The sequence below is a fragment of the Nonomuraea sediminis genome (assembly GCF_018531495.1).
Lineage (GTDB): Bacteria > Actinomycetota > Actinomycetes > Streptosporangiales > Streptosporangiaceae > Nonomuraea > Nonomuraea sediminis.
Map to the genome: position 1 here is coordinate 46,375 of NZ_JAHDTI010000004.1, position 12,954 is coordinate 59,328.

13 protein-coding genes are annotated in these 12,954 nt (G+C 67.6%); 8 read left to right on the forward strand and 5 right to left on the reverse strand.

Translation table 11 applies throughout. From position 1 onward, the window contains the following. Window positions 1-17 precede the first annotated feature (17 nt). Window positions 18-602 (reverse strand): HD domain-containing protein, encoded by a 585-nt coding sequence (locus tag KIK09_RS20070; protein WP_214320809.1) that lies wholly within the window; start codon window positions 600-602, stop codon window positions 18-20. A gap of 469 nt (window positions 603-1,071) precedes the next feature. Continuing rightward, entirely contained in the window at window positions 1,072-1,371 is a 300-nt protein-coding gene (locus KIK09_RS20075) for a helix-turn-helix domain-containing protein (RefSeq protein WP_214320810.1), read from the reverse strand. Between the two features lie 622 nt (window positions 1,372-1,993). Between KIK09_RS20075 and KIK09_RS20080 the strand changes: the two genes are divergently transcribed. Together KIK09_RS20080 and KIK09_RS20085 are read left to right on the forward strand one after the other, a co-directional pair. Continuing rightward, a complete protein-coding gene (locus KIK09_RS20080) occupies window positions 1,994-2,251 on the forward strand; it encodes a hypothetical protein (RefSeq protein WP_214320811.1) in 258 nt (85 codons plus the stop codon). Next, a complete protein-coding gene (locus tag KIK09_RS20085; RefSeq protein ID WP_214320812.1) occupies window positions 2,248-2,622 on the forward strand; it encodes a protein-tyrosine phosphatase family protein in 375 nt (124 codons plus the stop codon). The genes KIK09_RS20080 and KIK09_RS20085 overlap by 4 nt, the downstream gene beginning before the upstream one ends. 197 nt (window positions 2,623-2,819) lie before the next feature. Here KIK09_RS20085 and KIK09_RS20090 read toward each other — a convergent pair whose 3' ends face one another. Together KIK09_RS20090 and KIK09_RS20095 are read right to left on the reverse strand one after the other, a co-directional pair. After that, window positions 2,820-3,281 carry a cupin domain-containing protein gene (locus KIK09_RS20090; protein WP_214320813.1) on the reverse strand — a complete coding sequence of 154 codons (462 nt, stop codon included), beginning with the start codon at window positions 3,279-3,281 and terminating at the stop codon, window positions 2,820-2,822. Between the two features lie 278 nt (window positions 3,282-3,559). Continuing rightward, window positions 3,560-5,431, reverse strand: coding sequence for a Xaa-Pro dipeptidyl-peptidase (locus KIK09_RS20095; protein WP_214320814.1), 1,872 nt, complete (start codon window positions 5,429-5,431; stop codon window positions 3,560-3,562). Window positions 5,432-5,671: 240 nt separating this feature from the next. Between KIK09_RS20095 and KIK09_RS20100 the strand changes: the two genes are divergently transcribed. The 6 genes from KIK09_RS20100 (at window position 5,672) to KIK09_RS20125 (ending at window position 12,505) form a co-directional block, all read left to right on the forward strand. Then, complete coding sequence (locus KIK09_RS20100; protein WP_214320815.1) at window positions 5,672-6,742, forward strand: BMP family lipoprotein; 1,071 nt, start codon at window positions 5,672-5,674, stop codon at window positions 6,740-6,742. 103 nt (window positions 6,743-6,845) lie between these two features. Beyond that, entirely contained in the window at window positions 6,846-8,393 is a 1,548-nt protein-coding gene (locus tag KIK09_RS20105) for an ABC transporter ATP-binding protein (RefSeq protein ID WP_214320816.1), read from the forward strand. Beyond that, window positions 8,393-9,532 carry an ABC transporter permease gene (locus KIK09_RS20110; protein ID WP_214320817.1) on the forward strand — a complete coding sequence of 380 codons (1,140 nt, stop codon included), beginning with the start codon at window positions 8,393-8,395 and terminating at the stop codon, window positions 9,530-9,532. Before KIK09_RS20105 ends, KIK09_RS20110 begins: the two co-directional genes overlap by 1 nt. Beyond that, the gene (locus tag KIK09_RS20115) at window positions 9,532-10,830 is read left to right on the forward strand and encodes an ABC transporter permease (protein WP_250573516.1); all 1,299 of its coding nucleotides are present in this window, start codon (window positions 9,532-9,534) and stop codon (window positions 10,828-10,830) included. The genes KIK09_RS20110 and KIK09_RS20115 overlap by 1 nt, the downstream gene beginning before the upstream one ends. A gap of 5 nt (window positions 10,831-10,835) precedes the next feature. Then, on the forward strand, window positions 10,836-11,231 hold the full coding sequence (locus tag KIK09_RS20120) for a cytidine deaminase (protein WP_214320818.1): 396 nt from the start codon (window positions 10,836-10,838) through the stop codon (window positions 11,229-11,231). Further along, window positions 11,231-12,505, forward strand: coding sequence for a thymidine phosphorylase (locus KIK09_RS20125; protein ID WP_214320819.1), 1,275 nt, complete (start codon window positions 11,231-11,233; stop codon window positions 12,503-12,505). Before KIK09_RS20120 ends, KIK09_RS20125 begins: the two co-directional genes overlap by 1 nt. Here the strand turns inward: KIK09_RS20125 and KIK09_RS20130 are convergent. Then, a complete protein-coding gene (locus KIK09_RS20130; RefSeq protein ID WP_214320820.1) occupies window positions 12,502-12,885 on the reverse strand; it encodes a MarR family winged helix-turn-helix transcriptional regulator in 384 nt (127 codons plus the stop codon). The genes KIK09_RS20125 and KIK09_RS20130 overlap by 4 nt on opposite strands. Window positions 12,886-12,954: the final 69 nt, after the last annotated feature.

Below are 12,954 nucleotides of genomic sequence, written 5' to 3' on the forward strand. Positions count from 1 at the left end.
CAGCGAAGGCTTTGGCTTCAAGCATTCGGTTCTGCGTTGAGGATGCGGGTCATCCAGTCCAGGGTGCCCGTCCGCAGAGCTTCGTCCGCCAGACGCTTGGCGGTCGGGGTCTTGAGAGCAGCTAGGGAGCTGTTGATCCAGGGCTGGACGTTTTGGTGACCTTGTTCCCGATACTCGGTGGCCTGAAGGAGGCATTCCAGCTTGTCCGCGTCGCGAGCGCAGATGGCTTCGAGGCTGGTCTTCTCCTCATACTCTCCGACCGCGTCGCCGACCATCTCGGCGACTGACCCGGGCACATCGCGCACCTGGTCAGAGGTGACCTGCTCGTTGGTGGTCGCCTTGAGGTAGCGCTTAGCGATGTAGGGGATGTCGGTGATGCGCGTTTCCTGGGTGTCGTGGAACAGGCTGAGAAACGCGGCGCGCTCGGGGTTCGCCCCCTCCAGAGCCGCGACCACACTGGCGATGACCGCCGCTCGGAAGGAGTGCTCGGCGATGCTCTCCGGATCGCGTACCCCTGCGATCAACCAGCCCGTGCGCTTGTAGCGCTTGAGCAGGCCGATCTCGTGGAGCAAACCGGTCAGCCCGGCCAAGTCGTCCGACACGAAGTTCCCCTCTCAGCTTGGACGGATCATGCGCAGAGCGTAGACGACCGCCTCAAGCTCTCGCCGGGACCGCTGGGACAGGCCGGTCTCATCGAGCATACGCACGACTGACCCTCAAGATCATGTGCGGTTTGCGCGTCCAGGACCGATGGGCGCAGCATCACCAACGCCCAGAGGGTGTGGATCACCACGTCCACATACGGGTTGAGGCGTCCAGTTTGCTCGTCAGGTGGCGGAGCACAAGGGTGCCCCGCCAAACATCGGACTTGAGCCTTGCCCTCCGCCTGCGGGTAGCGCAACAGCGCGAATGTTCGCCTCTTTAGCTCGAAGCTCTGCCTGTATGCCGAGGCGAAGGAAAGGCGTTCGCTACGCTCACACGCTCTATTTGAGGGGCCCCACCCGTCGCCCATCTCGGTGGTTGCCTGACTGATGCCCTCCCGCTCTGCCGTGGCGGGCGGTCACCGACCTCTCAGGCCGCCGAAGTCCGAAGGCTCAGACGGACTTCCAAGTCGGCATCCAGCGCGTTCGCCAGGCGTTCGATGATCGGCAGCGTGGGGATGGTGCCGCCTGCTTCGAATCGGGCCACTGTGGGCTGGGTCATTCCAGCGGCGCGCGCCAGGTCGTTCTGACTCAGGCCACGAGCCTCCCGCATAGTCCGAACGGTCTTTCCGAGCTCGTGCGCCAGGCGTGCTGCCTCGTACGCCTCGGTGGCTCCCGGCTCGGCCATGCGGCGATTCCTGATTTCTCGCCAGCTCATCCGTTCGGTCATACCGCCTCCTCGTCGTCGAGCGTGGGCCGCGCTGTGTTTGCCTGGAAATTGGATTGTCGTGCGGTTCGAGGAGCGTCATGCTCACGTCGAGGCCTTCGACTGTGCGCGAGAGGATGGAAGACCGTGGACGGAGATCGAGTGCGGTGGGAGTTGCGCGTAGAGATGTACGCCACCCCAGAGCAGGCACGGGACGTTGAGGAAAAGGTGCAACGCCTGCTGTGCCCTGATCCTGATCACCTTCCACCATGTCCGATCCCCTGGTCTGTCGGGCTTTTCGAGGCCGAAGGTGATGATGCAGCGGGTCTAGAAGAGCAGTACCTGATCGAGCATGGTGGGAACGGTGCGGCTAGTCGATGAAACCGTCTCACGGGCAAGCGGGGACGTGGCCTGCCTCGAGCGCGGGATCTCGTCATTCTTCGTGTTGCGCGTCAAACGAATGGGCTCCGGCTCAATTCCGATGTTCTCGGTGACACAGCGTGGAGGCGTCAGGACTAAGTGGGCCAGAGCCCATCAATACCACGCATCCACTGACATCTTTGCCGCGCTCAACAGCATTCCAGGCCCATGATTGCCGCAACTGGATGGGGTGGCTCCTAGGCGACTTGGAAGCTGTCTTCCTAGTATGGTGGTCGCGCTCGAGAACCTGCCTCCACACATGCGCAAGCTCGCCGAAGTCGCAGAGATCGTGGCGGCAGCCGGTGCCACTGCGGATTGGCTGCACCACCTTCAACGGGGGACGTGCTTGTTGCGTGTGATCAAAGACGGCAGGATCTCGCCGATGATCTATATCCCTGCGAACCCGGATCGGGCTCCCACTCTGTATGCCGAGGCGCTGGAAGAGCTGCGGGCTGCGATCAAGGAGATGGAGACAGGGCGATGAGCGAGCCGATCGTTTACACGATCACCTTCGAGGAAGGGCATTGGGTGGCCCGGGATCCTTCGAAGCGGGTTCGCGGTGTGGCCGTGGCTTTGTCGTTGACCCAGATGGAAAGAGAGCTCAACCAGGCCCATGTCTGGGCGTGGCCGGATGACACGCCCGCCGTCGAGCTCTCCTTCGACTTGCCGGAGGAATTGTCGGACCTGGTGTCTGAGTATCAGCGGGAGAAGAGGCTTGCCGAGGCGCACACCAGGAAGGCTGCCGAACTGGCCCGACGTGCGGCGACCGCGCTGACGGGGCTCTGGTCGGAACCGGACACGGCCCGCATTCTCGGTATCTCCAAGCAGCGAGTCCATCAGCTCAAGGTCGGCTAGCCAGGTCAGTCTTGGCCAGGCTTGAAGTAGGCCCCGCTTCTCGGGAAGCGAGCGGCCAGGTCACTTGGGACGGACGAGGCTCACGGAATGCGGACAGAGGCGCCGCTGGGCCGCGCGCCGACATGGTGAACGGCGTGGGCGCGGCCAGCCGAGCGGGGCGTGGTCGTTCCCGGTGGGATGAATGGGCCCCCGACGGGTCAGGTTAGGTCTCTCATTCTCATGCCATATCTGTCTGCCGCGGCGATGAGCATGCTCAGGTCGGTTGGCGCGGCTGATGGTGGCTGGTGAGCGGGGGCTCGTTCGCCGATTTCGGCGAAGAACTCGTCCATGCCGCCAGGGTTGTAGATGACGAGTACGCGGGCGGTGCTGGTGGGCTCGAAGTTCTCCCAGGTGCCTTCCGGGATGTAGAAGAAGGAGCCGGGGCCTCCTTCCACGGTTTCCTGGCCGATGTGGAAGCGGATCGTGCCGTCCAGGACGTAGACCGACTCACCCCCGGGGTGCGTGTGCGATGGTGGGCCGCCGCCGACTGGGATGGTCATCTCCATGATCGTGAGGGCGCCGTTGGTTTCGCTGCCTGCCGCCTTGACCTCGTAGAGGCCGCCGAGCATCCAGAAGGCGTCCCCTTCGCCCGGCTTTCGGGCGATCACCGTGTCGGCCATCTCCCGCTCCCTTCGTGGGCAGAAATCCCCCTTAACCTCACCTGAACAGGCACGACGCTCACGCGTCAAGAACCAGGACACCGCGTGGGCGTTCGTTGAGTGGCTGCTGGCGAACAAGGACCAGAGCGGGCGGATCCACGGGGATCCGCCCGCCGTACTCCCGAGGCCAGTCCGGCGGGCGGACTGAGAATCGGGGTGCTTCCACGCCGACCAGATCAACCTGGCCAGGTGCGAACCGGTGATCCAGCCGGTGCACCGGCGTAGTGAGAGGTCGTCGGCTAGGAGAGGGTGATCGGGAGGGAGAGGGAGGAGTGGGCGGGGGAGAGTTCGATCTGGGTTCCTGGTGGGTAGCGGAGCGTGTAGTCCACGTCTGTTGAGATGATCACCAGGCCGATCTTGTGGCCCTTCTTGAACAGGTAGTCCTTGGGCTGGAAGTCCCAGGTGAAGCTGTACGGCTTGCCGGGGCGCAGTGGCTCGGTGACGTCGGGGCGGTGCCGGTTGCGCGCGTCGAGCCAGGCCCTGGAGACGATCTTCCAGGGCGTCTCGGCGGTGCCGAGCTTCCTGATCGCCGTGCAGCCCGTGTCGCCGGGGATGCCCTGGCCGTAGCAGAGCGTCTCACCCGTGGGCACGAGGGTGCCGTTGGCGCGGACGTCCGTGCCGTAGTCCACCAGCAGCGCCGTCAGGTACGGCGAGGCGCCGCCCCGGAACGAGGCGCGCACCGACACGTACGGCGTGCCCGACATCCGGACGTCGGATTCGAGCGGATCGGTCAGGTAGGCCAGACGGTTCGGATCCCCGCCGGGCGCGGTCTCGACGAGCTGCTCCGCCGTACGGACCTTCTGGTCGACGAACGACTCGGGAGGTGACAGCGGCCGGGGCGTGAGGCCGAGCTTGCCGTCCGAGCCGAGCCAGAGCCGCACCGGGGAGGTGCGGGGGAGCGGCCATGAGGCGGCCTGCTGCCACTGACCTGGGCCGATCTCGATGTCGGCCTGCGGCTCGCGCATGATGCCGCTGTCGATGCCGTAGAGCCAGTAGTCGAACCAGCCGTGCAGCTGGCGCAGCCACTCGACGGTGCGCAGGTTGAAGGGGTTCATGTGGGTGCCCTGGTGGAGCCAGATCTTGCGCGGCACGTGCCGTTTGGCCAGGGCGTACCACCACTGGGCGAACTGCTTGCTCTTGACGTTCCAGTCGTTGAGCCCGTGGACGAGGAAGACGCTGGCCTTCACGCGCGAGACGTCGTTGAGGTAGTTGCGGGCGTCCCAGAAGGCGCTGTAGTCGCCGGTGATCCTGTCCTGCGTGTTCGTCAGGTAGTCCATCGTCGCCTTGCACACGTTCTGGCCGTCGGCCCTGGTCAGGACGTATTTGGCGAGCACGTCGGTGTCCTCGCCCTGGAAGCCGCCGGGGGCGAGGACGCCGCCGTTGGCGCGGTAGTAGTCGTACCAGGAGGAGATGGCGGCGATCGGCACGATCGTCTTCAGCCCCTCGACGCCCGTGGTGGCTACGGCGTTGGGCAGCGTGCCGTTGTAGGAGACGCCGATCATGCCGACGTTGCCGGTCGACCAGGTCGCCTCGACGGGCCGGCCGTCGGCGGTGAAGCCCCTGGCCCGCCCGTTGAGCCAGTCGATGGCGGCCTTCGGGCCGAGGGTCTCGTTGCGGTCGCCGGTGGTGGGGCAGCCGGTGGCGCGGCCGCTGCCCAGGTTCTCCACCAGGGCGATGGCGTAGCCGCGGGGCAGGAAGTAGTTGTCGTAGTAGCCGTCGAAGGGCTCGGCGGCGAGTTTGCTGCTCGACGACAGCAGCGAGGGCAGCGGGTTGCCGTTCTCGTCGACGTCGACGACGTGGTTGGCGACGTCGTTGCCGCCGGCGTAGTAGGGGCTGGCCTCCATGATCACCGGGACCTTGAGTCCCTGGTCGGTCTCCTTGGGCCGCAGGATGTCGACGGCCACCCTGTCGGGCTTGCCGTCGCTGTCGCTGTCGACGCCCGCGACCTCCACGTAGACGGTCTGCTTGACCGCGTCGGCGCGGGAGAAGACGGGCTGGGTCGCGTTGTTCTCGATCTTGATCGCTGGAGTGTCCGCATGGGCGGTCGCGGTGCTCATCGCCAGGACGAGGGCGGTCGCCAGCGGAATGGCTAACGATCTTCGAGCAAGCATGCCTGACTCCCTAATGGCAAAAAGTTCCACCTACAAGTGCAAACTTCTGACAAGGAAGAGCGCCAGGCAAGATTACGGATCCAGGTCACAGACGCGACTGATGTCGATAACGGAGCGGTTGCGACCCTGTGTCCCGGTTTGGTTGTCCCTGGTCAAGCAACTATCTTCCGTGCAGGGTTGCCGTACATTTCTTCGCGCCTGCGATGAAGTTTGACGGCGGGGAAATGGAAGGGAGTCGCCTTGCTCAGCAAGCGATTCGGCAGGATGGCGGTCGGCGCGTTCGCCGGCGCCATGCTCATGGCCGCCGCGGCGTGCGGTGGCAGCGGCGGAGGCGGCACCACCTCGAGCGCGCAGCCTTCGGGCGCGGCGAGCAGTGAGGCGCCGAAGTCGGGGGCGCTGAAGGTCGGCCTGGCGTTCGACGTCGGCGGCCGCGGTGACAAGTCGTTCAACGACTCGGCTTACGCCGGCCTGGAGAAGGCGCAGAAGGACCTCGGCGCCGAGGTCAAGGACCTGAGCCCGAAGGCCGACGGCTCTGACCGCGGCGCGCTGCTCCAGCAGCTGGCGGACGCGGGCTACAACCCGATCGTCGCGGTGGGCTTCGCCTACGGCGACGACGTCAAGAAGGTGGCGGCCGAGTACCCCGAGGTCCAGTTCGCCATCGTCGACTCCGCCTCCAACGCGCCCAACGTGACCGGCCTGCAGTTCGCCGAGGAGCAGGGCTCCTACCTGGCGGGCGTCGTGGCGGCGCTGAAGACCAAGACCAACCACGTGGGCTTCGTGGGCGGCGTCGAGACCGACCTGATCAAGAAGTTCGAGGCGGGCTTCCTGGCGGGCGTCAAGGCCACCAACCCCAAGGTCAAGATCGACACGAAGTACCTGACGCCTGACGGCGACTTCAGCGGCTTCAAGGCCCCCGACAAGGGCAAGGTCGCGGCCGACAAGATGTACCAGGACGGCGCGGACATCGTCTACCACGCGGCCGGCGACTCCGGTCAGGGCGTCTTCCAGGCCGCCGCGGCCGCCAAGAAGAAGGCCATCGGCGTCGACTCCGACCAGCGGCAGACCGTGGACGCGGCGCTGCAGCCGGTCATCATGACCTCGATGCTCAAGCGCGTCGACGTCGGCGTCTTCGAGTACATCAAGGCCTTCCAGGGCGGCGCCAAGGGCGGCAGCAACACCATCTACGACCTGAAGGTCGACGGCGTGGGCCTGGCCACCACCGGCGGCGAGATCGACGACATCAAGGACAAGATCGACGCTGCCAAGCAGAAGATCATCAGCGGCGAGATTCAGGTTCCGACCAAGCCGTAACCTGGGTGACAACGACGATTGAGGGCCCGGGGTCCGAAAACGGAATCCCGGGCCTTCGGTCTATCCGCCCCCCACGAGGAGAATGCATGAGCGGGAGCGAACAATGACTTCCGACACCCTCGCACCGGCGAAACCGGCCGTCGACCTGGAGGGCATCACCAAACGCTTCCCCGGCGTCGTCGCCAATCACGACATTCGCATCACCGTCGCCGCAGGCACCGTGCACGCCATTGTCGGCGAGAACGGCGCGGGCAAGTCCACCCTGATGAAGATCCTGTACGGCATGCAGAAGCCGGACGAGGGCACCATCAAGGTCAACGGTGAAGAGGTGTCCTTCCGCACCCCCAGCGACGCCATCGACGTCGGCATCGGCATGGTCCACCAGCACTTCATGCTGGCCGACAACTTCACGGTGCTGGAGAACATCGTCCTGGGCGCCGAGCCGAAGAAGGGCGCCAACCTCGACACTGGAGCGGCCCGCGCGCGCATCACGGAACTCGGCGAGAGCCACGGCCTGCGCGTCGACCCCGACCGCCTCGTGGAGGAGCTGGGCGTCGGCGACAGGCAGCGCGTGGAGATCCTCAAGGTCCTCTACCGCGGCGCCCGCATCCTCATCCTGGACGAGCCCACCGCCGTGCTGGTGCCCCAGGAGGTCGACGAGCTCTTCGACAACCTGCGCGAGCTCAAGGCCGACGGCCTGACCGTCATCTTCATCTCCCACAAGCTGGACGAGGTGCTCAACATCGCCGACGAGATCACCGTGATCCGTCGCGGCACCACCGTCACCAGCGTGCCGCGCAGCGCTGTCACCGACGCGCGCCAGCTGGCCGAGATGATGGTCGGCAGCGAGCTGCCCACCCCGGAGACCCGCGAGTCGACCGTCACCGACAGGGTGATGCTCGACGTGAAGGGCCTCACGCTGAGCGGCGGCGACGGCGGCCGTCCCCTGCTGTCGGACGTGACGTTCCCCGTCCACGCGGGCGAGGTCGTCGGCATCGCCGGCGTCGAGGGCAACGGCCAGTCCGAGCTGATCGAGGCGATCATGGGCATGCGCGCCCTCAACGGCGGCGCGATCCACCTGGGCGAGGAGGACATCACCTCCTGGGCCACGCTCAAGCGCCGCGAGGCGGGCATCGGCTACATCCCGGAAGACCGGCACCGACAGGGACTGCTGCTGCAGGCCTCCCTCTGGGAGAACCGGGTGCTCGGCCACCAGACCAGGCCGCCGGCGAGCAAGGGCATCTGGATCAACAGGAAGGCCTCCAGGGCCGACACCGAGCGCATCGTCAAGGAGTACGACGTCCGCACGCCCAGCGTGGAGACCCTCGCGCTCGCGCTGTCCGGCGGCAACCAGCAGAAGCTGATCGTCGGGCGCGAGATGAGCGGCGAGCCGGTGTTCCTCATCGCCGCGCACCCCACGCGCGGCGTGGACGTGGGCGCCCAGGCCGCCATCTGGGACCACCTGCGCAACGCCAGGGCGGCCGGGCTCGCCGTACTGCTGATCTCGGCCGACCTGGACGAGCTGATCGGCCTGTCGGACACCCTGTACGTGATCCTGCGCGGACGGCTGGTGGCCAGACTCGATCCTTCCGACGTCACCCCCGACCGGCTGGGCGGGTACATGACCGGCGCCATCACCGAGGAGACGTGATGCCCGCAGGGCTCAATCGCGCGCTGCTGACCCTGGCCGGTGCGATCGTGGCGATCGTGCTGGCCGTGGGGATCTGCAGCGTGGCCATCATCGCGGCCGGCGCCAGCCCCGTCGACGCGCTGACCGCATTCTTCAACTTCGGCGCCACCCCGCGCGCCGTGTCCACCGGCATCGCCTCGATGCTGAACCAGGCCGTGCCGCTGTTCATCTCGGGCCTGGCGGTGGCCGTCGGCTTCCGCATGAACCTCTTCAACATCGGGGTCGAGGGCCAGTACCGGATCGCGGCCATCTGCGCGGCCTACGTGGGCTCCACTTTCGTGCTGCCCGCGCCGTTCCAGATCACCGTGATCATCCTGGTGGCGATGGTGGTCGGCGGCGCGTACGCGTTCATCCCCGCCGTGCTCAAGGTCACTCGCGGGGTGAACGAGGTCATCTCGACCATCATGCTGAACTACATCGCGATCAGCCTGGCCGCCTACCTGGTGCGCGGGCCGTTCAGGGGCGAGCGTCAGCCGGGCACCCTCACCACGAACACCCCGATGCTGCCCGAGTCGGCGCACTTCCCGAACCTGAACGACCTGTTCTCGCTGGTCGGGCTGCCGCCGGCGCGTGGTACGGGCCTGTGGGGCTTCCTGCTGGTGGCGGTGGTCCTCGGCGTGGTCGTCTGGCTGCTGCTCGAGCGCACCCGGTTCGGGTTCGACGTCAAGGCCAGCGGGCTGAACGCGCCCGCGGCGCTGGCCTCGGGCGTGGACCCGCGGCGGATGATCATCTCGGCGATGGTGCTGTCCGGGGCGATCGCCGGTCTGGTGGGGTTGCCGGAGATCCTGGGCGACAAGTTCGCCTTCGGCTCCAACTTCACCCCGCAGCTCGGCTTCAGCGGCATCGCGGTGGCGCTGCTCGGGCGGAACAAGCCGCTCGGCATCGCGGTCGCCGCGCTGCTGTTCGGGTTCCTGAACCGGGCGACGGGGCCGCTGCAGTTCGCCAACGTGCCGCCCTCGGTCACCATGATCATTCAGGGGGCGATCGTCCTGCTGATCGTCATCGCCAGCGAGCTGACCGACAGGATCGCGCTCCGCCAGGAGGAACGGCGGGCAGCCAGGCACCTGGCGAAGGCTACTCCGGTGAAGGTGGGCGCGTGATGGCCACGACGACGACCATGACCAAGACCCGCAAGTACCACCTCATGCTGGTCAGCGCCGCAGGACTGATCATCCTGCTGTCGCTGGTGCGGTGGATCTCCGGGCAGACCGACATCACCTCCTCCGGCACGTTCTCGGCCGCGCTGATGCTCGCCGTGCCGATCGGCCTGGCCGGTCTCGGCGGACTGTGGGCCGAGCGGGCCGGCATCGTCAACATCGGCCTCGAGGGCATGATGGTGCTCGGCACCTGGTTCGCCGGCTGGGCCGGATACCAGTGGGGCGCGACGGCCGCGCTGGTGGCCGGGCTCATCGCCGGCGCCCTCGGCGGCCTGCTGCACGCCATCGCCACGGTCGGCTTCGGCGTCGACCACATCATCAGCGGCGTGGCGATCAACCTGCTCGGGCCCGGCATCACCCGGTTCCTGTCGGAGGTGCTCTACCGCGAGGGGACCGCGGCCAACAAGGCGGGCGCCGGCATCACCAGCTCGCCCGCGATCACCTCGCAGGCGCCCACGGTCAGCCTGCCGGTGCTGTCCGACGGGCCCGACCTGCTCGGCAAGCTGGAGAACACGCACTGGTTCCTGCTCTCGGACGTGGCGGGCATCCTGCGCGGCGTCACCCACGACGTCAACGTGCTGGTCATCCTGGCCGTCCTGCTGCTGCCGCTGACGTTCTACGTGCTCTGGCGCACCGCGTTCGGCCTGCGGCTGCGCTCGGCGGGTGAGAACCCGTGGGCGGCCGAGTCGCTGGGTGTGCCCGTATACCGGATGAAGTACATCGCCACGATCATCTCCGGCGCGATGGCCGGGCTCGGCGGCGTGTTCCTGGTCTTCATCAGCACCAAGTACGTCGAGAACCAGACGGGCGGGCGCGGCTTCATCGGCCTGGCCGCGATGATCTTCGGTAACTGGCGGCCGGGCGGCCTGGCGCTGGGCGCGTCCCTGTTCGGCTACGCCGACGGTCTGCAACTGCGCAGCTCCACCGCCATCACGGGGTTCTTCCTGTTCGGCTCCATCCTGCTGCTGCTCTGGGTGGTCAACCGGGTCCGCAGTCACCTGAAGAGCAGGCTCGCGCCCGAACTGGCCGGGCCGGGGGCCAAGGAGTACACGCTCCTCGGCGCGGCCGTGGTCGGCGCGATCGCGCTGTTCTGGCTGTGGCTGACGGTCAAGGCGCTGCCCAACGAGCTGGTTTTCGTTACTCCGCACATCCTCACGCTGCTGGTGCTCTCGGTCGCCTCGCAGCGGCTGCGGCCCCCCGCGGCCGACGGCGTGCGCTACCGACGGGGAGAACAACACTGATGGTGATGGACATCGACTGGGACGGGCTGCGCGCCGAGGCGGTCGAGGCGATGCACAAGGCCTACGCCCCCTACTCCAAGTTCCCCGTGGGCGCCGCGGCCGTCGTCGACGACGGCCGCATCGTCACCGGGTGCAACGTGGAGAACGCCTCCTACGGGCTGGGCCTGTGCGCCGAGTGCGGCCTGGTCTCGGCCCTGCACGCCTCCGGCGGCGGGCGGCTGGTGGGCTTCACCTGCGTGGACGGCCACGGCGAGCTGCTCATGCCGTGCGGGCGCTGCCGCCAGCTGCTCTACGAGTTCGGCGGCGAGGATCTGCTGATCGAGACCGTGGACGGCCCCAAGCCGATGTCGGAGATCCTGCCCTACGCCTTCGGCCCCGACGACCTGAACAGGGGCGCGTGATGGACGCCATCGAGGTCATCCGCGCCAAGCGCGACGGCGGCGAGCTGTCCTCCGACCGGATCGCCTGGGTGATCGACGCCTACACCCGTGGCGTGGTGGCCGACGAGCAGATGTCGGCGCTGGCCATGGCGATCCTGCTGAACGGCATGAACAGGCGCGAGATCGCCGACTGGACCCAGGCGATGATCGCCTCGGGCGAGCGCATGGACTGGTCGTCGCTGGACCGGCCGACCGCGGACAAGCACTCCACGGGCGGCGTCGGCGACAAGATCACGCTGCCGCTCGCGCCTCTGGTCGCCGCGTGCGGCGCCTACGTGCCGCAGCTTTCTGGGCGCGGGCTCGGGCACACCGGCGGCACGCTGGACAAGCTGGAGTCGATCCCCGGCTGGCGTGCCTCGCTGTCGAACGAGGAGATGCTGGCCGTACTGCGCAGTGCCGGAGCGGTCGTGTGCGCGGCCGGGTCGGGGCTCGCGCCGGCCGACAAGAAGCTGTACGCGCTGCGCGACGTGACGGGCACGGTCGAGTCGATCCCGCTGATCGCCTCGTCGATCATGTCCAAGAAGATCGCCGAGGGCACCGGGTCGCTGGTGCTCGACGTGAAGGTCGGCTCCGGCGCGTTCATGAAGACCGTCGACACGGCGCGCGAGCTCGCCGAGACCATGGTCGCGCTGGGCACCGACGCAGGCGTGCGCACGGTCGCGCTGCTGACCGCGATGGACCGCCCGCTCGGGCGCGCGGTGGGCAACGCGCTGGAGGTCGAGGAGTCTGTCGAGGTCCTGGCGGGCGGCGGGCCGTCCGACGTGGTCGAACTGACCGTACGGCTGGCGCGGGAGATGCTCGAGGCCGCCGGGGTCGCCGGGGTCGACCCCGAGGACGCGCTGAAGGACGGCTCGGCCATGGACGCCTGGCGGCGGATGATCACCGCCCAGGGCGGCGATCCCGACGCCCTGCTGCCGCGCGCGGCCGAGACGATGACCGTGGAGGCGCCCGAGTCGGGCGTGCTCACCCGGCTGGACGCGTACGCCGTGGGCCTGGCCGCCTGGCGGCTGGGCGCGGGCCGGGCACGCAAGGAGGACCCGGTGTCGTTCGGCGCGGGCGTCACGCTGCACGCCAAGCCCGGCGACGTGGTGCGGGCCGGGCAGCCGCTGCTGACCCTGCACGCCGACGAGACCGAGCGCTTCGCCCGCGCCCTGGAGGCGCTGGAGGGCGGCTACGCGGTGGGTCCCGCCTCGCAGGAGCAGCTCCCGCTGGTGATCGACAGGATCACCGCTTAGACGAGGGCAGGGTCCTCGGAGAAGATCTCTTTCAGCACGGCCATGTGGGTCGGGCGCGCCTGTTCGTAGCGTGCCCGGCCCTCTTCCGTGATGCAGACGAACACGCCCCGCCGGTCTGAACTGCACACGCCGCGGGTGACCAGGTCGGCCTTCTCCAGGCGGGCGACGACGCGCGACAGCGCGCTCTGGCTGAGGTGGACCTCCTCGCAGAGCTCCTGAATGCGCAGGTCGGCATCGTGATGGACGATGCGGTCGAGCACCTCGAACTCGCTGGGCCCGAGACCGTGCTTCTCGCCGAGCTCGCGTTCGAGCGCGCACATGGCCTTCGCATGCTTGGCCAGGACGTAATGCCAGGTCCCGACCACGAACTCCTCGTCCATGACGCGGAGGTTACCACCTCGCTAAATCTCATGCAACGGAATTAAATGCTGTTGCATAAGATGCTGATG